This is a genomic window from Maribacter sp. C-4077 (assembly GCF_055378385.1).
In genome coordinates, this window is sequence record NZ_AP038807.1 from 314318 (window position 1) to 338609 (window position 24292).

The following is a 24292-nucleotide window of genomic DNA, read 5'->3' on the forward strand; positions in this document are numbered from 1 at the left end:
GTTTACTTTGTTATTAATTCCAATTCCTTTTTCCAATGCTGGTAGGCTTTTTGATATTCCGCTTTATGTGCAAGCGGCTTAAATGTCATCACGTAATCGTTTTCCATGATAGCCTTCCCAAAAGCATCATAATCACCTTCCCTTAAAAGTCCGGCCCTAGCGGCCCCAATGGCCCCTGTAGTATTATAAATTTCTATATCATAGCCTATTAGGGTAGCCACCGTTTCCGAAAATATCTTGGACCTGAAAAGATTATCGTTACCAGCCCGCATGACGTTGACCTGAATACCATCGGATTCCATTATTTCCATTCCATAAACAAAGGAAAATGCGATACCCTCAAGGGCCGCCCTACAAAGATGCCCCTTACCATGGTTATTCAAGTTTATATTTACCAACCTTGTACCAACTTCCTGATTGTTAAGCATTCGCTCCGCTCCATTACCAAAAGGTATGATAACCACACCATCAGACCCAACAGGAATCTCATTGGCCAATCTGTTCATCTCGTCATAGGAACCCACTCCTAAATTATTCAGCAACCACCTGTACTGGATTCCGGAACCATTTATACACAAGAGCTTCCCTATTCTTGAGTCGCTTCCCGGACTATAATTGACGTGGGCAAAATTATTTACCCTAGCACTTTCCTTTACGGATAGACTATCGGTAACGGCATAGACAACACCGGAGGTACCTCCTGTGGCAGCTACTTCACCCGGGTTAAATACATTTAAGGATAAGGCGTTGTTGGGCTGGTCCCCAGCCCTATACAAAATAGGTGTCCCTACTTGTAGTCCACTTTCCGAAGCACCCTTTTCATTTACCTTGGATTGAATACCGAAAGTGTTAACGATTTCAGGAACCAAATTGGCATCCAGATCATAGTAGTCCATCAAAAAGGTGGCAATATCCTTATTCTTAAAATCCCAAAAAATCCCTTCCGAAAGACCGGAGACCGTTGTATTTATTTCACCCGAAAACTTCATTGCTATGTAATCCCCGGGTAACATAAACTTATAGATTTTAGAATATATATTAGGTTCATTGTCCTTTACCCATTTTAGCTTACTTGCCGTAAAATTGGAGGGAGAATTCAGGAGATACTCGGAACACTTGTCCTCACCTATTTCCTCAAAAGCTTTTTGACCGATAGGCACTGCACGACTATCGCACCAAATAATCGAATTCCTAAGCACTTCCCCGTCACTATCCACGAGCACCAACCCATGCATTTGGTAGGAAATACCTATACCAATTATATCTGGGGAAGAAATTCCGTGAGTTTGAATCAGATTTTTGATACCCTTGCAGGCATAGGTCCACCAATCCTCAGGATTCTGTTCCGCCCAACCATTTTTTATTGCCAACATGGACATCTCGGTCTCAGGCTCCTGTACCACATCCACACTTTTTCCAGTACCTGATTCCACCAAAGCGATTTTAATGGAAGAACTACCTATATCCAAACCTACATAATACATATACGGACTACTTTAATGCATTCTAATTTAGCCCTATAAAGGTACTATAATACAAGCTTTGAAAAGAATAGCAAGGCTAAGATTACTTGTCAATAAGAAAGAACTTTCGAGTGATTTTTTAGTATTCATCATCAATATGCTATTGATTTTTAGATATTTATATTTTTTTCGTGAATTACGAAAATTCATCGAAACCCTTTTCGTAAAGAAAAAGGCCCAAGGAAACCAGATTTGTTTCCAAGGACCTTTACCCAAAGCATAAGTAGGTATTATAGACTTTCAAGCTTGCTCAAAGCTTCGGACTTTGAATTTACGTCCAACTTTAGATAGATATTCTGAATATGAAAATTGACGGCACTGGTAGTAACAAATAGTTTGTCGGCTATCATTTTATAGGTTGCCCCATTGCATAAATAGTCTACGATTTGATTCTCCCGTTCGGAAAAGAAACTATAGGATTTCCTATTGAAATTGGAGACAACTTGTTTAACGATATCGTTACTGATGGTTGCTCCTTCTTCCCTGACGCTGGTCAATGCATGGCTAAACTTGTCTGCAGACATGGGTTTGGTCAAATAGCCATTTGCTCCTTTTTTGAAGCTTTTTTTAATAAGCTCGAAGTCATTGTTTTCACTGATCATCACCACCTTTACGTTCCAGTCCTTTTTTCTATATAACTGAATGGTTTCCAAACCGCTGGTTTCCTCCAGGTCAACCTCGGTCAACACAATGTCCGGCCTGGTTCTATTAAAATCCTTTAAGGCCTTGCTGGCGCTGGTATAAATGCCCATGAGTTGAAAACCATCCACTCCTTTTAGGTAGTTAAGATAGCTCGCATGCAATTGTTCGTTTTTTTCTACAATGATAAATTTTAAATCCTGAGTTTTCATAAGTAAGTTAAATTGTCCTGTTCGGTTTCTTTTGGAAACCAAATCCGGGGGTTAATAATTGGGTAAAATCTGGGTAGCCTACGGCATTTATTCGCTGATTTTTTTTTGGAATTGACCAAAAAAAACGTTCTATCCAGATTGGGTAGATCTGAAAATTAAAATGGAAAAATAAAAGCCTAGGACGAAATTGTCTTAGCAGCGATGTTGGCCTGTGTCAAGCAACGGTCCGTGCCAAATAGGTTTCAGAATACATTTCAAAAAATAAAGCATGTTGAGCAAATGCTTTGGGCTTGTCGTTAAGAAGGATTGCTTGTGGGTAGCAAGCTGTAGGTAAAAATTATCCATAATCTGGGGGATTTGGGGTTAAAGAATGGTTTATTTCTGTTTGTTCCCGAAATATACTTCTTTAACAACTATACCTGATAAACTCCCTAATTTTTTCGTTCAAATGCACAATTTGAATGTATTTCATCGAAAATAGCGCATCAAAATAAAAAGGAGGGGCCCCAGTTATCCCCCCGGATACTACCCCTCCTTCTGTCGACAATTTACTCAAACATAGAAATACTCAAACTTTTATATATCGATTCTAGTATGCAATCCTTGCTATATTTTTGTTAATCTTCTTAATATGAATCACTATCTTCAAAGGTGTTTGACACCGTTGCCGTGTGCTCGTCCACTTGCATGATCCACTTTTCATCATTGTACTTACCGCCTAGATTGGATACATAGGCATCATGCGCATCACTCTTATAATCATAATCCGCCAAATAGACGTAATACAGACCATTTTCTTTGTTGTAGAACTGTTGGGCGTTCAAGCCTTGGTCCTTTAGCTTTTGCATAAAGGCGTTCAAGTACTTTTTGTTGCTGTACACATTGGCAATAACATAGTAGCCAGATTTAACCCCCAACATATCCGCGCTTCCCAGCATTTTGATGGGCAGCTTGTTATATTTTTCGAAATCCTCCTCTGCGGCCCTACGTGCATGTTCCTCTTCCATTTTTTTGGCCGCCATCATGGTCCGCTCTTCTAATTTGAAATTTTGAAGGTTGGAGTCCACGCTGTTCTTTATATCGTTGCGTAAAAGCCGTACAATGGTTTCGAACTTCTTTTCAAAAGCCAAGGTCCTCGCTTCCTCTATGGAATCCTGTCTTAGGATGAGCTCGTCAAGGATCAATCGGTTTTGATAGGCCAGATCGTTCGGATCTATATTTTCCATGGCGGACGCCGCAACCGGATTGGCGACGGTCTCTTTTTCAGCTTCACGCTTTTCCTTTTTTCGAGTTTTATCACGCTCCGATATCAAATCGGCAATCTGCTCCTCATAATTCCGGACAATTGCATCTATCTTACTGTCCTCAGATCGATCTGCAATTGTAATGGACATGTCCTCATCCTTGAATTTGTAAGCCAAAGAAACTTCATGGTTCCACCCCAAATTGGATTCGTTCTGCGAGAGGTCCTTTTCTATCAAATATCCTAGGGACATTTTTTTGCTGAAGTTGAAGCCTACTCCGGCGGACATTCCATATTCTTGATCCAAAGTAGTCTGTAACCATCCATAATTGGGTAGATCCAACAGCAGGGAACCTAAATAGTACATGCTTCCATCCTCGTTTTTGCCCACTTGGGCCAAGGGCATCAATCGTGCGTCCTCAAAGAGCCCTCGGCCAGCGTTAAAGCTATGTGTGTACTGCATGGAGGCCTTTACGCTTCGGGTGGACAGGTTTGTCAAAAATTCATCCGTAGTTTGGTTGTATCGGAGTAAGTCCTGGGCATACAATCCAAAATCGAACTTTCCAATGGATAGGTTGATTCCCGGTTGTACGGCAATTTTACTCTCTTTTCTGGCATCGGATATTTCTGGATCGGCTTCGGAGATTACCACGCGGTTTTTATCCAGACCTTGATTAAAATAGGTAACGTTGGTTCCAAAGGTTAGCGTGCTTTTATCACCCAATTTTACGGCAGTGGCGTAGTTGGCATTGAAACCGAATTCCTGTACGACTCCGGACCATTGACTGTAAACACCAATACCTATTGCGGTTCTGTCATTAAGCATATTGCTGAAACCAAGGAAGTAGTTTTGGGTATTGTCATCAAAAGTGGCGTATTGGTTCCTGTGCAAAATGTTGAGGTAGGATTTGTTTTCCCTAACCAGTGAAAATGTAGGGTTGATCAAGTACCTATTATAGAACAGCTGATTGTGATAGGTGCTGCTCGAGTTCAAATTGGCATTCGATTCCTGGGCGAATCCAGCCATGCTTCCAACAAATAGGAACAGTAAAATGGGTAGTCCTTTTAGTACCGATTTTTTTATAGCGAATTTCATTTGAGTAGGGTTAAAAGTTCAGGTAAATTGTGTCTTCAAAGGAATGGGGGTATCGAATTTTCCATGTTCCATAAATGGATTCCGATGTCCTTTGTTAGGTTCCGAATCTCTATATTTAGGGGATATATCAGTTAATGATCGTCTTCAAAAACGGATGTTGAATATTGGGTCCTCTCCTCGGTATTTAAAGCCTCCATCAACTGAAAGTCCCTGGCATGCTGTGTTTTTCCTTCCTGAGGGAACGAAAAGGCGACAAGTTCCGTCTTTCTTCCATCGCCTCCCCTATTGGACATCACATATCCCATTTGGCCGCTAGTGAACTGTATCGAGAAGTCGTCGCTTGGGCTGTTTATGGAACTGCCCATGTTCATGGCCAAACCAACGTTGCGTTTTTCCACTTCAACCATATAAACATCGAGCCCTCCATAGCCTTGATGGCCTTCGGAGGCAAACACCAAGGTATTGCCTTCCATAACCTTTGGATACATTTCGTTTTTTGGGGTATTTACTTTGGTACCTAAATTTTTGGCTACGCCTACCACACCGTTTATTTTTATGGTAGATACATAAATATCATACTCGCCAAAGGTACCTGGCATATTGGACGCAAAGAACAATCTGGTACCATCTTTTGAAATGGCAGGATGCAAGGCCGAATAATCCTTGGGGCACAAGGCCAGTTCCTTGATGGATTTCCATTCACCGTTTACCTTGTCCGCCCTAAAGATGCGGTGGACCTTCTGTTTCTTTGAAAACAGGCCGGTCGTAGGTTTTACCAAAACTTCCTTGCTAAAATAGGCGGTATTACCGTCCCTAGTTAAAACCACTGGGCTTTCGTAGTTTAATTCCCGCTCGGGTTTTACTTCCTGCTCTTTTACTACATAAGGCCTATCGTTCCCAATGGAAGCCGTACTGTAATCCGAATCGATATATAAAGGTTTAAAATAGTTCCTTCTCAATTGCCTTTTGTTTGACTTCAAGGAAGCGTCCGTCATGTGATAGTCCTGTTTTACCAGCTCCGTCCAGTTTTCATCGGCATCGGCCTTTTTGGCTTCCTGTCCCAATTTGGACAGGGCATGGTCGTACCGTTTTTGATAGGACGAATCTAGTTGACCATCGGGACTGATTTCCATCAACTTTTCGTACCAAAACAGCGCCGTCTCATAATTGTGGGACAAAAAATGGGCATTGCCCAAATCCTGATATATCTCCTTTTCAGTATAACCCAGTGATTTTAGGTCCTCATAGTTCTGTTGGCGCTTCTCCAACTCGCTCATACGAGCCGATTCATTGGAAACCGCCATTCCATTTTGGGCATTCAGCGTATAACATCCTATTAAAAGACTACACCCTATGACCATTTTGTAAGCTAACGTATTTCTCATAATACAGGTATTTGGGGTTCAACAGGTCAAAGTTCCCAAAAGTTACCGTGCACCGACTTATTAAAAATTCATAGGTTTTACCCTTTTTTTGATGATTTCCTTAAAATTTTGTGTATTTCATCGAATAATTGTAGCCGTTCATCCTGGAATTTCAGTATCTAACTAAAAATTTTAGTTGAGACATGGTTTACTTTTCTTAATTATTTGTTAATTATGTTAAAGGTTTGTAAATTGCTAGTACACAATACCAACACTATTTGATATGAGCACTTCTTCCAAAACAAACCCGAACATTAAATTACTTACGGACAACTTGGTTTTAATAATGTTCATTATAGCAGCCATGCTGTTCTTTCAGAATTACCATGAAATAGAAAATGAGATTTCAAGTGTTCTCCTTAATTCCCTGCACGACATTAACCATAGTATTGCCGAAACCAGGACAGGTAAGTAAATGGTAGTAGCTACCGTTTTCCTATAAAGACATTGGCCACCAGGGCACCAATGATCATCAGGATTCCTAAGAGACTAAAAAAGGAGTAGAAGTCCCCAAACCAAAATACGCCTATAGTAAGCGTAAAAATTACCTCAATATATTTCAGCGGAGCGACCAGGGTCGTTTTGGCCACTTGAAAGGCCTTGGTCATGAACAATTGACCAAAAAAACCAAAAAAACCTAAGCTTAACAGCAAGAACCAGTCATTTCCCTTAGGCAGCATAAAATTATTTATGCTCAACAAGCCACCTATCAGCGTGGCGATAAACATAAAATAGTTCACCACCACCAAGGGATGATCCCCATTTCCGATCCTGCGGATCAACACGTAGACCAGCCCACTAAATACGGAGGCCGTTAATACCAATAACAGACCCGTTGTATCCAAATCTTCCCCAAAACCCTTTATGACCAAAACACCACAAAAGGCTATTAAAAAAAGTAACCATTGTACGGCCCGCAACTTTTCTTTCAACCAAAAGACCGCAAAAAAGGTGGCAAAGATGGGGGCGATATATCTTAAGGAAACGGCAGTGCCCACAGGGATGTATTTTAAGGACATGAAAAAAAGGCTCATGGCCGTTAAGCCTGCAAACGACCTATAGAGCATGAGCTTTTTGTTGTTACCCATTATAGGTATGCCTTTTATAAGAATGTAGGAGGTAGCTAGAAACAGCGAGCCAATGGACCTGAAAAAAACGATTTCAAACGTTGGGAAATGGCTTAAGTATTTTACGAATGCGTTCATTAAGGTGAACGAGAATGTACTTATGATCATGTACAGGACGGCTTTCTTCAAGGTCTAGCATGGCTTTGTACAAAGTTACGCGAAGGAAACCGTATAAAATATGAAACCCGATAATTTCCAGACTACAAAAAACACAAACCGGAATACCCTATTATTACCAACTCACTAAAAGTAGTTCCGTCCGTATTGACAATAAATACTAAAGAAAATCACATAGAATTGAATTTAATTACATAAAAACGAGCAAGTATCAAAAAATCGGTATAATATTGTTACATTTTGAGACAATCTATTTAAACATTTAGGCATTCATGTTACCGAAGACTATATCGATATTAATTCTCTTTTTCACCTTCACCCAATTTGCCCATGGGCAAAAGGAAATTAAATTATATGAGGGAATCGCCCCAGGCTCTGAGACATGGGATTGGAAGGAAGGTCTGAGCGAAAACAACCTTTTTAATACCAAGGTCGTCTACAACGTCACGGACCCTACAATCACGGCCTATCTACCCCACAAGGCATCGGCGAATGGAACTGCGGTAATCATTGCTCCCGGTGGAGCCTTTCATACCCTAAGTATCCAATCAGAAGGGGTCGATGTGGCCAAATGGCTCAACAGCAAGGGTATTGCCGCTTTTGTTCTTAAGTACCGGGTAGCGCGAAGCTTTACCGATGACCCCGTAAAGGAACTCATGAGTAAAATGAACGATTTTGAAGCGTTGGACAAGGAAAACGAACCTATTGTTACACTTGCCATGAACGATGGACTAAAGGCCATGGAATATGTTCGGAAAAATGCGGAAAGCATGAATATCGACCCTGAAAAAATCGGGTTTATGGGCTTTTCGGCCGGTGGCACCTTAACAATGTCGGTTTTATATAATTCCCAAGAGAGCAACCGACCCAACTTTGTTGCGCCTATCTATGCCTATGAACCGGCAATCATCGGTTCTGAAATACCATCGGAAGAAACCCCCATCTACATTGCTGTGGCAAGCGATGATCAACTGGGCATGGTACCGTACAGTATAAATATTTACAACAAATGGTTCAAGGCCGGGCAACCCGCGGAACTTCATATTTATGAGAAAGGAGGGCATGGATTTGGCATGCGAACACAAAACCTGCCGACCGATACATGGTACGAATCCTTTGGGGCATGGCTGAAAATGCACGGATTAATGGAAGGTTCTACCAACCTCTCCCCGTTTCAAAGACCCACTAGCCCAAATGACTCCCTACGATCCGTTTTATTGAATGCGGACAAGAAATTGGAATTTAAAATTTATGCCCCAATGGCGGAGGAAGTATCCGTTACTGGGGATTTTCCAAATGGCTTTCCGGGAATTGCATTGAAAAAGAATTACTTGGGTGTTTGGTCCGGTCAGACAGAAAATGAAGTTACCCCTGATATTTATACGTATGACTTTACCGTGAACAAAATCAAGACCTTGGATCCTAAAAATACCCTGGTCAAGGAAAGTCTGAACGGTTTCTCAAATCTTGTAGAGATTGAAGGAAAGGAAAATGACTTTCAAACCAGAAAGGATGTTCCGCACGGTCGAGTCGAAAAAGTTTGGTATACCTCCAAAACTTTGGATGGTGCCCAAAGACGGCTACATGTCTACCTCCCACCTAAGTACGATCGATTAAAAAAGAAGGAAAATCTTCCAGTCCTGTATTTATTGCACGGTGGAGGCGATAATGATGCATCCTGGACCACAGCGGGCAGGGCCAATGTGATTTTGGATAATCTATACGCCGAAGGAAAACTGTCCCCCATGATCGTGGTAATGCCCAGCGGACATACCGGTAAAGAAGGATTTTTCATGGGTGCGGGACCACAACAAGATCCCTTTTGCGGGGATTTGCTAAACGAAATCATTCCATTTATAGAGAACACCTATCCAGTTTCCAACAAGCGTACCGATAGGGCCATTGCAGGTCTTTCCATGGGAGGTGTACAGACCTTGAACACCGCACTTTGGAATCCGGAATTGTTCGGTTATGTAATACCTATGAGTACCGGCTATTTTTCTCCCAATATCAAGGAAATAAAGGAAAATTATGCCGATGTAATGGAAAACGAAGAAATCAATCGGTTTGAACTATTCCAAATTTACATGGGTGGCGAAGCCGATATCGCCTATCAAAACAACTTGAACATGATGGCCATGTTCGACGACTTCGGAATCAAATACAACTATACAAATAGTGAAGGTGGCCATACCTTCCGGGCATGGCGACGAAATCTACACGATTTTGCGCCCTTACTGTTTAAGAAGAAATAATGCTTAAACGCGATAAGGATGAAACTAAAGACTTTTGGTGTACTACTCGTCTTGATTACGTATGGAGTACAAGCCCAAACCATACAGACGAAAGATGGAATGGTAAAAGGCTACACCAGTAACGATATCCAAATTTTTAAGGGAATCCCCTTCGCCCAGCCCCCAGTAGGAGATTTGCGATGGAAGTCGCCACAACCTGTAACCCCGTGGGAGGGCGTAAAGGAATGTACCGAATTCGGGCCCAGTCCCATACAGAACAAACCGGAACCTTTTCTATGTTGGACCGAAGAATTTATTGCCAAACCTGAGCCCTTGAGCGAGGATTGCCTGTACCTGAACATTTGGACGCCCGCAAAATCCGAAACCGAAAAACTTCCCGTTTTTGTCTGGATCTATGGGGGTGGATTAAGTTCAGGGTCGGCCAACTGCGATATTTATGACGGTGCCCAGATGGCGGAACAGGGCGTTGTTTATGTCAGTATCAATTATCGTGTTGGGGTCTTAGGGTTTATGGCGCACCCAGAATTGAGTGCGGAATCCGGCAATAATGCCTCTGGAAATTACGGTTTCATGGACCAACTCCAAGCGCTGAAATGGGTGAAAAACAATATTGAGGTCTTTGGCGGCGATCCTAACAATGTGACCATTGCAGGGCAATCTGCCGGATCCTTTAGCGTGAATGCCCAGATTGCCTCTCCTTTGGCCTCGGGATATTTTCATAAGGCCATTACCCAAAGCGGAGGGATTTTAAGCGGTCGGTTGATGCAAGATCTAGCATCGGCAGAGCAGCAAGGTCTGGCCTTCCAAAAACTTGCTGGCGCTTCTTCCCTATCGGATTTACGAAAAATACCTGCGGACGAACTTCAGAAAATAAGTTCACAACGGGAAGCGGGAAGGTTTGGGGTGGTTTTGGACGACTACTTCCTGCCGACCGATCTGCTAGAGTCCTTCAAGGATGGCAAACAGAATCAGGTTTCCGTACTTTCGGGTTGGTTGCCCGGTGATGCAGCCCTCTTTCCCGTAAACGATATTACCTCGGATTCCTTCAAAGAACAGGTTTTTAGGAATTATGGGGATAGTACGGGTGAATTTCTGGAGTATTTTCCCGCCAACACCAATGAAGAGGCCGCCGAATCCCAAAAGAAATTGAACCTTTTGAATTTCGCGGGCATACCTAGTTACTTATTGGCCAAATACATGGACAAGGATGTTTGGTTGTATGAGTTTACCCATGTTCCGACGGACAAACCCGGTTTTCCCAATTATGGGGCCTTCCATACCTCAGAAGTCCCTTTTGCCCTTCATACCTTAGATCAGTGGCAACGGGACTGGAAGCCTGCGGAGCGTACCTTGGAAAATCAAATGTCCGGTTATTGGGTCAATTTTGCCAAAACCGGGAATCCAAATGGGGAAAACTTACCAAACTGGGAACCTTATGATTTGAATACCGGAAATATAATGGTTTTTGATACGGGTGATTTAGGTATGCAAAACAGATACAAGGACGAATTTGAGTTTTTAACCCGTATCATGCAATAGAAAATCTATTACGGCTTCAAACTACTGCAAACACACGCTTTTTTACTGTTTTTTAATTTCACCATAGCGGTGCTATGCTTAAATTAAGAAAACACTTGTGTTTATTGTATTTTGAACCCTCATGACGATGTCCTAATGCATAATCCGGGTTTGACGAATTGATATCGATATTTAACTTCAGAAAACAAAAAGGCCCGCTTTCCCGCGGGCCTTTCTCAATTTGTAACTCATGGACTATGCTTCACAACTAGCACAATCTTTCTTCTGCTTGAACTTCTGTGCCGCGTTCATACTATGTTGATAGTACAATGACTTTAACCCTAGCTTCCAAGCGGTTACATGGATTTTGTTGATTTCCTTCACGGGCATTTCCGGATGGACGATGATATTCACGGACTGTCCTTGGTCAATATGGTTCTGCCTGTTGGCAGCTTGATAGATGATATCCATTTGGTCGATTTCGGAATACGTCTTGAACACGTCTTTCTCCTCTTGGGTCAAGAAATCCAGGTGTTGCACGGAACCGTCAAAATCCCGGATGCTTCTCCAAACTTCGGTGGTATTTTTTCCCTTTTCTTCCAATAGCGCTTCCAAATATGGGTTTCGTATGGTGGTCTTTACCTTGGCGATGTCCTTTACATAGGTGTTGGACCAAATTGGCTCAATACCTTGTGAAACCTGGCCCAAAATGAATGCGGAGGAGGTTGTTGGCGCAATGGCGTTCAAGGTGGCGTTACGTCTTCCATAACCTTTTAGAACGGCTGGCTCACCAAATTTCTCCGCCAACTCCTCGGATGCTTTATAGGACTTGTCCTTAATTGTCTTGAAAATTTCACTGTTCAAGTTATAGGCTTCCTGACTGTCAAAGGCCAACATTTTGGATTGTAGGAAGGAATGCCATCCTAAAACACCTAGGCCCAAAGCGCGGTTGTCCTTCGCAAAATTATAGGCACGCTCCATAAATAGGAAGGTCTGGCGGTCCTCACGGCTATCTGAATCACGGTAGGCCTCCAATTTTTCACAGAATTCGGTAATCACGGCATCCAGGAAGTACACCATAGTTTCCACGGCATCGGTATTTTTCCATTTATCGTAGTGCAAAAGGTTTACGGAGGACAATACACATACGAAAGACCAATTGTCATTGGAAGGCAACATGATTTCGGTACACAGGTTACTGGCGTAGATAGGCAGGTTCTTATCCTTGAATACATCCGCAGCACCGTTGTTCGCATTGTCCTTGAAGAAGATATATGGGTAGCCCATTTCTCCCCTTCGCTGTAAAACCTTCGCCCATATAGCCCTTTTATCGGTATCGCCATCCACCATTTCCTGCATCCATTGGTTGGTAACGGTTACCCCGTGGGTCAGCTCCTGAATGGGATTTCCTTCCGTTCCGATTTCCAAGAACTCCTTAATATCCGGATGCTCCACAGGTAAATAGGGTGAAAAACGACCGCGACGTACGGAACCCTGACTAACGACATCCACCATGGATTCAAACAATTGCATGATATGCACGGCACCGGAAGCCTGACCGTTGTTCTTAACCTCTGCCCCGCGATGTCTGATTTTTCCGAAATAGCCAGATGTTCCTCCACCTAATTTGGACATCATGCCCACTTCTGATTGGGTATACAGGATATTACCCATATCATCATCGATGTGCGACCCAAAACAACTGATAGGCAATCCCCTCTGTTTACCAAAGTTAGACCATACAGGTGAGGCCAACGAGAAAAAGCCTTCGCTCATGTAGCCATAGAACTTATCGGAAAATCCTGGAATCTTCAGAATAGCCTCTGCCCTATCGGCAATTTCACGGATTCGTTCCTCTGGGGTAACTCCTTTTGTAAGGTAGCCCGATGCCAAAAAATTTCGGCTATGTTCGTTCAACCAGGCAAATCCCTTTCCTTGGCCCTTCTCTTCGGACAAGTTCCTCAATGCCTCCTTTCTGGCTTGCACCAGTTGGTCTGAACCTTTTAATACTTTTCCTTCTTGTACTACTTCGTTTTGTAGGTTTGGTTTTGTCTCGTTCATGTTAAAATAAGTCGTCGCTGGTTATACTTTGTGTTCTTTTGCTATAGTTGATAGATCTTTTCACGAAAAAGTCTCCGTGTTTGGTACCGATAATCTCATCGTCAAACCACTCGGTCTGCGCCAATAAATTTTCGTCTACCTCAAATATTTTGTCGATTCCTATGCTGTCCAGGGAATCGTTGAATCGCTTTTTAATGAACTCTTTTACCAAAACTTTAGGCAAAAAGTCGATTTCTCCTGCCTCAAAAATCCAATCGATGATATCACTTTCAGCTTCGAAGGCATCCTTACACATATCCTGAACCATGGCGTGGTATTCCACATCAAACCAATCCGGATTTTCATCCTTTATGATATTGATAATGTCGATACCAAAATCCCCGTGAATCTGCTCCTCTTTGGAAGTGGCCTCCACCACATTGGAGATACCCTTCAACATGTTCTTGTATTTGTTGAAGGCCATGATGATCAAGAACTGGGAGAACAGGGAAACGTGTTCAATGAACAGGGAGAATAAAAGGATGGATTCCGCATACTCTTTATTGTCCTCGCTCTTTGCATTCTTGAGGGCGGTCTCCAAATAATGGACACGCTTCATAATAACGGGCTTCTTCTTCAAGGTTTTGAATTCTTGGTTCAAGCCCAGGATTTCCAGTAGATGGGAGTAAGCATCGTGGTGCCTCACTTCACTTTCGGCAAAAGTGGCGCCTACGGAACCTATTTCAGGCTTGGGCATTTTGTGATAGATATCGCCCCAAAAACTTTTTACGGCTACCTCAATTTGTGAAATGGCCAACATGGTATTCTTGATGGCACTACGCTCGGTGTCATTAAGACGGGTCTTAAAATCCTGTATATCACTGGTAAAATTAAACTCGGTATGAATCCAGTACGAATGTCTTATTGCCGGTACATACTCGTACAAGGCAGGATATTCATAGGGTTTTAGGTTGATGCGTTTCTCGAAAATGTTCGACTTTCTTTTTTGGGCCTGTTCGTTTCTATAAAGGATGTAGGCCTTGGCCACTTCAAAAAAGCCACCTTCCATTAATTTCTTCTCCACAAAGTCCTGGACTTCCTCTACGGTAGGTTTGTAAGCGTCATCTGCCCTTTTTCTCTCCAGCAGCGCCGAGTACACGGTTTCTGAAATTTTTTCGGCATCACCGGGACCACCAAGTTCCACTGCGGTCATTGCCTTCAAAATTGCATTCGTTATCTTCTCTAATTGAAAGGGTTTAGTGGTAAAGTCCCTTTTGATGACTTCCGTTATCTCCATGTTAATAAAAGGTTAAAATGAAACTATTTTCGAGAGGTATAAAGGTCAAATTTTTAACCCTTAAATGGTAGGTGGGACGTTTTAGTTTTTCAACAGTTTTATCAACAATTAAAAACACAAACTGAGTAAAAAAGCAAAAATATAATTTTTAAATAACTGTTTTTCAGTTATTTAAAAACAAACAAATAAAGTTACAAATTACCTTGAATACCCGGCAGCACTCAATTTAGTACGTCTTAGGGTTACAATTATAATCGATCTAAAGGCCTTCAAAAGATATAAAAACCTATACCCCTAAAATAGTGGCAAATAGGACCTGTATAAATGCGCGCCCAACCTCTAAATTTTTACAAATTGATGTATTACAAATTTTAAAAAACAAAAATAATCCTTCTGTATTTTTTTGGTCAATAGAAACAAATCCACTGTAGATTGGTTTGACCAATAGGATTTTTTGTTATTTCCTGTGTTTGATTGTTGATTACGTACTTTTCGATTTTCGTCTCGCGTCTTATGTATGCGTTACAACCAAATTTGTGTCCCAAATGTTCAAAAAAAGAGACATTATTAGTTGTATGTTTCATTGGTAAGACGTAACACATCACTAGGTATGCAAAATTGTAAATGCCCTATACCGTAAAAGTGTCCCAAAAAAACGTATGGCTCAGCTTCTACTCCATTAACTAGATCCCCCTATTTAGGCACAACGGTAACGATAACCCGTTTGTACCTTGTTAAGGAAGGGCTGCCTTTATCGGAGAGCTTCAAAATAAAATGAAGGGTTTCCTTTTTATCCACTTCAGGTGCCGTAAGGTTCACGATATGAACGTTCTCCGCCCCCATATAGATTTCCTTTTGATACGTGCTTTCCTCTGGATAGTGAAACCATAAATAACTTAGGTTGTCCCCATCTGGGTCGGTGGATTTAAAAGCATCCAGACTGAAAGCTTCGCCCGATTTTACGGTAAATTCCTCCGGATGGGTCAGACCGGGCACCGGCGGATGGTTCGCCTCCTCATACGTCATGAGACACCAGTCCATACGGGCGGCAAAATCATTTTGAAAATCATCCCGCCACCGCCATAAGGTGGCCTTATTGTTCTTGAAGGTTAGGGTATCCCTTTTTACGGTTCTCCCATATTCTTGGGACACATAAGGCGTGTACGTATCATCAACATTCGTCCAAATTGCTCGGGTCTCGGGAGCAATGGTTACCACCGAAGTTCCTTTTTTGGTCTTGTCAAATTCCGGTTTGTAGAGGGCATATCGGCCGCCCCATGCGCCCCATTCCGGATGTTCGGGTGCATTGAGCCCATTGGGTATCAGGGACAAAAAAGCCGGGGTATCGCCTTCCATGCCCCAAGCCACATCGGGATATTCCGCACCTAAAGGCCCATGGACCTGCTGAATATTTTCGGCAATCCACGTATTGCTAATGGTACTGTTATCGATTCCGTTGACATACGTATTAATTCCCGTCCAAGTCGCCGAGGCATAGTGATCTCCCGGGGAAACGATATAAAACAGCTCCGGAAACGTATTGCGTATCCAAAGTCCGCTGTCATCCTGATCGGAAATGGTATATACCCGCAGTTTTGAGATCATCCGCTTCGCTTCGCTCTTACTTTTCGTTTGTTTTATTTTATGGAGGGATTGCGCCAAGGTATTTACCCCGCCCCAAACCGAAATCCACAAGGGGCGATCATCCTTTTCTTCCAAAACCTTAATGATCCAATCTGAACCCTCGGAATCTTTACCGTCGCCTACACCATCCATCCCGTAGACCGGAAGTCCGTTTTTGATCAGCGATAACAAGGTTTCCGATTCCGGATAGCCGGATTCATGTTTTAAAAGGTTGGGTTGTACTTTGCCATAGCCGCGGATGACCCTGGCAATGGACTCCGGATTTATTTTGTTCTGCATCCAGCAGGAGGTGGTAGCCACCAGACCCTTGATATCTATTTGATTGGCATAGAGCAACAAACGCACCAAGGACTGCGTATCATCTGGATCGGCTTCAATATCCGTTAGGATAATGACCCTGTTTTTTTGATGGTTTTGGGCGAGCGATGGTGTGCAAACAAGTAAACAAAGAAAAATTAAGCACAAAAATGTTTTCATAGTAATAAAGTTAGGTGTAGCACTTAAGGGTGTACCCCGTTCAGCTTCGTTTCTATTGATCTAGTTTTATACATGGATGCTAAAGTTAAGAAAACCAAAGTAAGATTGATACTGTTTCCTTCCTGCAAAAACCAGTCGGGTGTAGCACCGGGGCAATTTCGGAAGGATAGATGCAGGTTATTGGTTATTGGTTGTTACAAGTAAAATTTGTCATTTTAGCATGCGGTTCTCGATACAATTTTCTATCGAAAATCATTCGAACTTACATGCCAAAAAACATAAGGAGCAACAAAGGACCTACGGTACATTCTTGTTCCGCTAGTAGTTCGTTTCCAAAATACCGGGTTCCAAGTTGTGCCCATATAGTTTGGCCACCAAGGAACTCCTGTGCTTTAAAAAAGCATACTGATTTATGGATCCTTTTTCCGTTACTTCTCCCCTTTCAGGTGAAAGTTCAAAATCTGCAATAAGGGCACGCTTTACTTTTGTGGAACTGCCTGTACTGTTTTGGGCAAGGGTATCCAGCATTTCCTGTACACGGTCCCGTATGGGGAGGGAATGCGCTGCATTGGAGTCGGTCGTTTGACGTTCGCCACCCAAAAAATCCGCACAATATCCCAGATTCAAAAATAAAACGGCCCCCACAAAATCTTGGTCATGCCCTGTGATGACAACATCCTTTACCAAACCTTTGCCTTGGGCTATAATGTTATCCCGGAGATTTCCCACATTGACCCAGGTTCCCGTACTTAATTTAAAATCTTCGGCTATCCTACCATCGTAGCGCATGCCTACATTGGGGTCTCGCTCATCAATGAATTTTAAAGCCTCAGAGGTTTTATAAAATCCTTCCCGGTCAAAAGCATTGACGGTGGCCACCTCATTTTTCCAGTAGCCCGGCGTGATATTGGGCCCCTTGAACCTGGCTTCCCACCTATCCCCCATGGGTACCAGTTTCATTTCCAAACCAGGAACCGGCACCCCCAAAAATCCGGCCTTGCTGTCATACGCGGTGCAAAACATGGCGGACGGGCTAGATTCCGTCATTCCAAAACCGGATGAAATCAATATCCGCTTTCCCGTAGTCCGTATGGAAAGCCTTTCAAGTTCGTCCCAGACTTTTTGTGAAATGCTGGCTCCGGCATAAAAAAGCATCTTCAGTCTGGAGAAGAACGTCTGCCGCAAACTTTCATCGGTATTTAAAAAGGGCAAAAGCTCCTCAAACCCTTTAGGTACGTTGAAATAAACCGTTGGGGCAAAACCCTTTAGATTTTTAATGGATTGCAGCATTCCCGTTGGGGTTGGGCTGCCCTCATCGATATACAGGGAACCTCCATTGTACATGACCAACCCAAAATTATGGTTGCTACCAAAGGTATGGTTCCAAGGCAACCAATCCATCAACTGCAAGGCACCGTTCCGCACAAAGGGAAAGGTCTGGGTAATCTGCTGCCAATTCGCCGTAAGGTTACCGTGGGTATTCATGACACCCTTGGGCAGCCCTGTGGAACCACTTGTAAACAATACCTTTGCCAAGGTATCCCTACCTATTTTATTGTAGGCTTCCGCTACCTTGGGTGTCGATTTGGTTTTTAAGATATCCTCAAAACGGTCCGACCCCGGCATCCCATTTTCAACGAAGACCAATCGGCAATTACGGGTGTTGCCGGCCACGCCATCCAAAGCCTTTTTATAGGCATTTCCATCCTGAACAAAAATCAATTCGGGGTCCAGAACATCCAAACAATGCTTCAGTTTATCAAAACTATGCGATTTCAAGGAGTACGCGGGACTGATAGGGGCATAAGGTATCCCGATATGCATAGCGGCCAGTGCCAATAGTCCATGTTCAATACTATTGCCGGAAAGCAGGGCAATTGGCCTGTCTTTTGAGGTCACGGTTTCCAAAAGATACTGCGAGATTCCCTGAATTTTCTGCCAAGCTTGCACATAGGTAAGCGTTCTCCATTCTCCGTCATCCTCGCGCTGGGCCAAGAAAATGGCATTAGGTGTTGAATGTGCCCAAAATTGTAAACGTTCGGTGATTTTTTTTGGGTGTTGCCCCAGAGGAATTTTGGATTTAAGATAATTGACGCCCTTTTCCCCGACCCGTCTCTCTATATCAACGGCAATAGTTGGTACCTCCAAATAGGGAATGTTATCGGTCACCCAGGTCTGTTCGCTCATAATGTAATTGAATTGGCCATCTGCTTGACGGTCCAGAGGGGGTAAAAATAGGCAATCAAGCCCTATTTTGACAATTTCGGGTTTGGATAATTGTCAGATTGGTCTTCATCGGTATTATCCATACACACAAAATCCTTTTCCAATAAAAGCGACAAGGTGTTGCCGTTTGAAGTTTTTATTTCCGAGCTGAAACCCACTATTTCGTTCTTAGGCCATGCCGAGCTTTTGTCCTTGTTCAGGTACATGGTGATGGTGTCGTTTACATAGTCGGCATGCAATTCTGGTATGGCCTGATCCGCCTTAATCGCGTACACAAAGGTCCTTTCCCCAAAGAGGGTCTCCTCTTTGTAATATCCCGTTTGCGCCAACGTTTCCACTTCACTTTTTGTGAGTCGATAGCGCACCGTATTCCCTTGGATTCTAATTTTCATGAGTTCATTTATTCTTCTTTTCAACCAAACCTTTGGTGAATTCGTTTAAGGTTTCCACTTTCTCCTCAAAATCACCTTTGATAGTTTTTCTGAATTCATTGAGATTTTTGACCAAATCATCAATATTCTCGGGGATGACGTCCTCAAAAAACTGCCGGAGTCTTTTGGCGGTAGTGGGGGATTTTCCATTCGTGGAAATCGCCACTTTTACGTTCCCCTTGGTGACGATACCTCCCATGTAAAAATCACAAAATGGAGGGTTGTCCGCCACGTTCACCAAAATACTTCGTTCCCTACAATCATGGTACACTTGCTCGTTCACGGCAACATTATCCGTCGTGGCAACGACCATATGCTTGCCTTCCAAATAACTTGGGTCATAGTATTCCTTATGCATCACCACTTGCGCAGTTTGGGCCAATTGCACGGTCTCCTCCCGAAACATGGGGGAAACCATTTCCACCTGCGCATTGGGGCTCGATTTCAGCAAAAAGGTCAATTTCTCCAAGGCCACATTGCCTCCGCCCACGATCAATATTTTTAGGTTGGAAACCTTTAAAAAAATTGGATATAGTTCATTTCGCTCCATATGCTAACATTTATTCTCATTTATGACAAGGCCTTTTCCACGAACTCCTTGGATGTTTGTGACAGGGGGAGTTTCAATGCGGCCTCCTGTCCCTTTTCCGACATTTTCCGCCAGGTCTTTTGTAAAATATCCACCACCTTTTCCTCTGGATGCTCCCTGGCAAAGGGCTCAAAGTAAAATTCCAAAAAGACCAAACAAATGACATCTTCCAAGGTTTGGGTTTCTGCGTTTCGTTTCAGTTGTTTTTTTTCCAACAGAAATTTCACCTTGCCTATTGTTTCCGAATCATATCCAACTTTTTCCAATATTTCAGAGGCTTTTTCGGCATGAAACTTTTTAAGGTCCTGTCGCCACTTCAAATAACCTGTCCGATTCATTTCATAGGATTCCCTAGGAATTTCCCACCTACAAATGTGTTGAGCCCTTACCGTTAAGCGCAAAACTTCTGAGGCATCAGGGGCAAATTCGTTGAGTTTTTCGGTCATCCTAATGGCATACAGCACTTCTTTGGGATATTCCCTTCCCATGAAAAGCTCCTTGTTTGGATCCTTTGAGTTTGCAAGGTCAAAGAGCTCAAATGCCTTCAATAATTTGTTGGAAGTTGCCATAATCGGAATTTTAGACTAAGATACGATAATGATTCGTCGCTGTAAATGGACCGAATAAACTAACTGGATGCCTCTGAAAATACCTATAATATGTCTTTTCTAAAATTTGAATTTTCATATCTTTTCAAAGTCGGAGTTTACGCTTCCATAAAACATACTGAATGACAATACATTACCGCATGAAACCCTAATCGAGGGATTTGTTATGCTATGTTAAATACCTCTATAAAAAGAAATGTTTAAAATCAAGCAATTAATCCAATACTAAACGTGTGAAAAATATCCTATTACTTTCTCTAGGTTTGGCCTTTATCACTATGGGTTGGGCCCAGGAAACCATGAAAAGAACCATTGTGACCACCGATGGTGAAATTGACGATGTAGATACCTTCATCAGGTACCTCCTCTACTCCAATGAATTTGAAACCCAGGGTTTGGTCTATTCCAGCTCCATGTGGCATTGGAAGGGTGATGGTAAGGGTACTACATTCACGTCCGAAATGGAAATGACCAAAAAAATCTATGGCAAGGACCTTACGGACCTACGATGGCCGGGAACCAATTGGATACAAGAGCTTTTGGCGGAATATGCCAAGGTCTACCCAAACCTCATAGGCCATGACAGCAATTATCCTTCCCCGCAAGAATTATTGGACTTGGTACGCGTGGGCAATATCGATTTTGAAGGGGAAATGGCCCAACGTACAGAAGGTTCAAAATTGATACGAGAAAAGTTGCTTGATGATGACGATAGAGAGCTGTTTTTACAAGCATGGGGAGGTACCAATACCATTGCCAGGGCCTTAAAATCCATTGAGGAAGATTACAAGGACACCCGGGACTGGAAAGATATCAAGGAAAAAGTCTCTAAAAAAGCCATTATTTATACCATTATGGACCAAGATGCCACCTACAAAAACTATATAGGACCCAATTGGCCGAAGATTAGGGTTTTCTACAACGCGAATCAGTTCTGGTGTTTTGCCTATCCTTGGAAACAAGTGGTTCCCAAAAGTCAGCAACCTTTTTTAGAGGGAAGTTTTATGGGCGCCAATATTATCAATGACCATGGTCCCCTTCTAAAAAAATATTATTCCTATGGGGACGGACAAAAACAAGAAGGAGACCCCAATCATTTTGAGGGCGATATCACTAAAATTGCCAACACGGAACGCGGGAGTTTCTCCAAATATGACTTTATATCGGAAGGCGACAGTCCCGCATTTTTACATTTATTGGATGTAGGATTGAACAACTACGAAGACCCTTCAAGAGGTGGATGGAGCGGTCGATTTGTGCTTTCCAAGGATAACCCGTACCGATATGAGGATGGGGACCATGCGGCTGACCTAAATCCCGAAACGGGCAAGATGGACAAAAGCTATCCCCAAACCCGATGGATAAAAGCCATGCAACTCGATTTTGCCGCTCGTGCGGATTGGTGCGTCAAAACCTTTGAGGAAGCCAACCACGCACCTGAAGTTATCATAAAAGAAGGGCTTTCCATTACCGCTAAAGCGGGTGAAATCTTCAACATTCACGTTGCTTTAAATGACATTGACGGGCATCCCGTTTACCTGAAGGCCTGGTGCTATGACGAGGCGGGTGACGGTCATGCCGAGGTTAAAGTGGAGAACGCTATCGTTACCGTACAAATACCCAAAACGGCCAAAAAAAAGAATCAATTTCATATTATTGTTGAAGGGACCGATACGGGATTTCCAGCATTGACACGATATCAAAGAGTCATTGTTTCTGTATTGTAGCTCAAAATGCGAAAAATTAACTTTTCAAAAATGTGTTTCTTTAGGGCAACGAAACAATATTGATTTATATTAAACGGTTGAAAATACTATTTTAAGAGGGCAACCGTTCAGTTATAAATAATTTCCTACAAATCCCCCGGAAATATGAACATTTTTGGTTTTCTAACTGGAATACGGTCCAGGAAATTCATTTTCCTATTAATTCTATTGATAGGAACAATTGTACGCTCGCAAACCGTAAAGGAACTTGAATATTTACTGACCCAACCAGAGCTCACTTCCAAGGAAAAAATTGAAATTCTTTATACCCTTAGTAGGGAATTGACGTACGTAGATAATTTAAAATCATTAAAATATGCCGAAAAGGCGTTGCAGTTATCTATAGAATTGAAGGATGAAACAGGTATAGCCTACAGCTACAGGATATTATCCAGTATATATGCCATAAATGATAATTATTTTATGAGCACTGAATATATTCATAAGGCCATCGATATTTTTGAGAAAAATTCCAACAAGGAGGGATTGGCGAACTGTTATATTTCCATGGGACATATCTATCGCAGTCTTAACAATCGCTTACAAGAAATAAATTACCACAAAAAATCATTCGAGATTTTCAAGGATTTGGGTATCACCGAAAGAATCGGGGTATCGGCCCATAATCTAGGAGAAAGCTACTATAACAACAAAGACTTGGCCGAGGCCGAAAACTTAACCCGGTATGCCATTAAAATAAACGATTCCATACGTAATCTACCCGTTCTTTCAAGTTGCTTTAAAGTTATGGGACTTATAAAGGTAAACGATGACCAAATCGACTCCGCTAAACATTATTTTAAAAGTATACTCAAGATTTCCGAGGAGCTAGGTAAAAACTCCCAAAAGGTTGCGACAGTGGAGGCAATGCTTCAACTAGCCCAAATTGCCAAAAACGAAGGCGATTCAAGTCTTCAATATTCTTACTTGGAAAGCACCGAGGCATATTGCAATAAATTTCATTTGAACCAGCCCTTATTAAGGGTATATAAAGACTTACAGGCTTTTTATTTGGAACGGAGCAACCTAGAAAAGGTAAACTACTATTTCAATGCCCATAATGAACTCTCTGAATCCATTAAAAGAATTCAACTGGAGGATAGAAATAGGTTGACGCAAAGTATGGCCTCTATACATACATTGAACAGAACCACCCAAGCTTTGGAAAAGGAAAATGCCGCGCAGGCCTCAACGATAGTATATAGAAACATTAGTATAATCATAATTCTCTTATTTCTTATTGGATTCTTCCTTGTTTTAAGAAAATTGAAACGCATCAACAAAGAACTAACGGAGCAAAATGAAACCATTCAAACGCAAAAAGAAGAACTACAGGAACTAAACGCCACTAAAAATAAATTCTTCAGCATTGTAGCACATGACCTTAGAAGCCCTTTGACCTCTTTAAAATCCTTCATTACTGTTCTGGTTGATCATCTAGATTTATTAAGCAAGGAGGAGATATTGAATATGGGAAAACAACTAAGTTCATCTGTTGATAATACACTAAAAATGACGGATAATTTGATTATCTGGGCCAAATGTCAAATGAACGTGCTGGAGGACAGAACGGAACTAATTTCTTTAAAGGAAATAATTGATGAAGTGACGGAAATTTTTATGGTGATAGCATCTAACAAAGGGGTAGCTCTTGAAACTTCCGTAATAGGTAATCCAAAATTTATGGGAGATAAGAACCAAATTGAGTTTGTAGTTCGAAATTTGATAAATAACGCCATAAAATTTACTCCCAAGAATGGCATTGTCAAACTATCCGTTACCCATACTTTCAAGGAAATTAAGATCATAATATCAGATACAGGAATCGGTATGACCCCTGAATTCAGAAAACAGTTATTTTCGGTACAAAAACCAAAAGGAAGGAACGGTACCAACGGTGAAAAAGGAAGTGGGCTTGGATTGGTACTCAGCTCAGAATTCATAAAAAGGAACCATGGTGATATACATGTGGATAGCGTTGAGGATAGAGGAACTACGATTACTGTAACCTTTTCCGAAAATCAAAAAGTAGCCTAGGTATACAAATCCCTATCTTCAAA

The 24292-nt window shown here is 42.1% G+C and carries 17 protein-coding genes; 5 read left to right on the forward strand and 12 right to left on the reverse strand.

Going from position 1 to position 24292, the window contains the following annotated elements:
* Window positions 1-2 precede the first annotated feature (2 nt).
* The 4 genes from ACZ41C_RS01425 to ACZ41C_RS01440 form a co-directional block, all read right to left on the reverse strand.
* Window positions 3-1484: a xylulokinase gene (locus ACZ41C_RS01425; RefSeq protein ID WP_464563805.1), complete on the reverse strand. Its 1482-nt coding sequence runs from the start codon at window positions 1482-1484 to the stop codon at window positions 3-5.
* A 269-nt stretch (window positions 1485-1753) separates the two neighbouring features.
* On the reverse strand, window positions 1754-2374 hold the full coding sequence (locus ACZ41C_RS01430; RefSeq protein ID WP_464563807.1) for a response regulator transcription factor: 621 nt from the start codon (window positions 2372-2374) through the stop codon (window positions 1754-1756).
* A 626-nt stretch (window positions 2375-3000) separates the two neighbouring features.
* Window positions 3001-4713, reverse strand: a complete 1713-nt coding sequence (locus ACZ41C_RS01435) for a PorP/SprF family type IX secretion system membrane protein (protein WP_464563809.1) — start codon at window positions 4711-4713, stop codon at window positions 3001-3003.
* A gap of 131 nt (window positions 4714-4844) precedes the next feature.
* Window positions 4845-6098, reverse strand: coding sequence for a cell envelope biogenesis protein OmpA (locus tag ACZ41C_RS01440; RefSeq protein ID WP_464563811.1), 1254 nt, complete (start codon window positions 6096-6098; stop codon window positions 4845-4847).
* A gap of 262 nt (window positions 6099-6360) precedes the next feature.
* Between ACZ41C_RS01440 and ACZ41C_RS01445 the strand changes: the two genes are divergently transcribed.
* Entirely contained in the window at window positions 6361-6552 is a 192-nt protein-coding gene (locus ACZ41C_RS01445) for a hypothetical protein (RefSeq protein WP_464563813.1), read from the forward strand.
* A gap of 10 nt (window positions 6553-6562) precedes the next feature.
* Here ACZ41C_RS01445 and ACZ41C_RS01450 read toward each other — a convergent pair whose 3' ends face one another.
* Window positions 6563-7393 carry a DMT family transporter gene (locus ACZ41C_RS01450; RefSeq protein WP_464563815.1) on the reverse strand — a complete coding sequence of 277 codons (831 nt, stop codon included), beginning with the start codon at window positions 7391-7393 and terminating at the stop codon, window positions 6563-6565.
* 260 nt (window positions 7394-7653) lie between these two features.
* On the opposite strand from ACZ41C_RS01450, the gene ACZ41C_RS01455 reads away from it, so the two are divergent.
* On the forward strand, window positions 7654-9636 hold the full coding sequence (locus tag ACZ41C_RS01455; RefSeq protein WP_464563817.1) for an alpha/beta hydrolase-fold protein: 1983 nt from the start codon (window positions 7654-7656) through the stop codon (window positions 9634-9636).
* A gap of 18 nt (window positions 9637-9654) precedes the next feature.
* Complete coding sequence (locus ACZ41C_RS01460; RefSeq protein WP_464563819.1) at window positions 9655-11175, forward strand: carboxylesterase/lipase family protein; 1521 nt, start codon at window positions 9655-9657, stop codon at window positions 11173-11175.
* A 234-nt stretch (window positions 11176-11409) separates the two neighbouring features.
* On the opposite strand, the gene ACZ41C_RS01465 is transcribed toward ACZ41C_RS01460, so the two are convergent.
* The 7 genes from ACZ41C_RS01465 to ACZ41C_RS01495 all read right to left on the reverse strand — a co-directional run bounded on the left by ACZ41C_RS01465 (window position 11410) and on the right by ACZ41C_RS01495 (window position 20427).
* Window positions 11410-13215 (reverse strand): ribonucleoside-diphosphate reductase subunit alpha, encoded by a 1806-nt coding sequence (locus ACZ41C_RS01465; protein WP_138258601.1) that lies wholly within the window; start codon window positions 13213-13215, stop codon window positions 11410-11412.
* Window position 13216: 1 nt separating this feature from the next.
* Entirely contained in the window at window positions 13217-14491 is a 1275-nt protein-coding gene (locus ACZ41C_RS01470; RefSeq protein ID WP_138258602.1) for a ribonucleotide-diphosphate reductase subunit beta, read from the reverse strand.
* 693 nt (window positions 14492-15184) lie between these two features.
* The gene (locus ACZ41C_RS01475) at window positions 15185-16612 is read right to left on the reverse strand and encodes a DUF1593 domain-containing protein (RefSeq protein ID WP_138258603.1); all 1428 of its coding nucleotides are present in this window, start codon (window positions 16610-16612) and stop codon (window positions 15185-15187) included.
* 318 nt (window positions 16613-16930) lie between these two features.
* Window positions 16931-18799 carry a feruloyl-CoA synthase gene (locus ACZ41C_RS01480; RefSeq protein ID WP_464563822.1) on the reverse strand — a complete coding sequence of 623 codons (1869 nt, stop codon included), beginning with the start codon at window positions 18797-18799 and terminating at the stop codon, window positions 16931-16933.
* A gap of 62 nt (window positions 18800-18861) precedes the next feature.
* Window positions 18862-19230 carry a DUF7009 family protein gene (locus ACZ41C_RS01485; RefSeq protein ID WP_272637486.1) on the reverse strand — a complete coding sequence of 123 codons (369 nt, stop codon included), beginning with the start codon at window positions 19228-19230 and terminating at the stop codon, window positions 18862-18864.
* Window positions 19231-19234: 4 nt separating this feature from the next.
* Entirely contained in the window at window positions 19235-19819 is a 585-nt protein-coding gene (locus ACZ41C_RS01490; RefSeq protein WP_138258606.1) for a precorrin-2 dehydrogenase/sirohydrochlorin ferrochelatase family protein, read from the reverse strand.
* 20 nt (window positions 19820-19839) lie between these two features.
* On the reverse strand, window positions 19840-20427 hold the full coding sequence (locus tag ACZ41C_RS01495) for a DUF4202 domain-containing protein (RefSeq protein ID WP_464563825.1): 588 nt from the start codon (window positions 20425-20427) through the stop codon (window positions 19840-19842).
* A gap of 272 nt (window positions 20428-20699) precedes the next feature.
* On the opposite strand from ACZ41C_RS01495, the gene ACZ41C_RS01500 reads away from it, so the two are divergent.
* Both ACZ41C_RS01500 and ACZ41C_RS01505 read left to right on the forward strand, forming a co-directional pair.
* Window positions 20700-22193 carry a DUF1593 domain-containing protein gene (locus ACZ41C_RS01500; protein ID WP_246160874.1) on the forward strand — a complete coding sequence of 498 codons (1494 nt, stop codon included), beginning with the start codon at window positions 20700-20702 and terminating at the stop codon, window positions 22191-22193.
* Between the two features lie 144 nt (window positions 22194-22337).
* Complete coding sequence (locus tag ACZ41C_RS01505) at window positions 22338-24269, forward strand: tetratricopeptide repeat-containing sensor histidine kinase (RefSeq protein WP_464563828.1); 1932 nt, start codon at window positions 22338-22340, stop codon at window positions 24267-24269.
* Window positions 24270-24292: the final 23 nt, after the last annotated feature.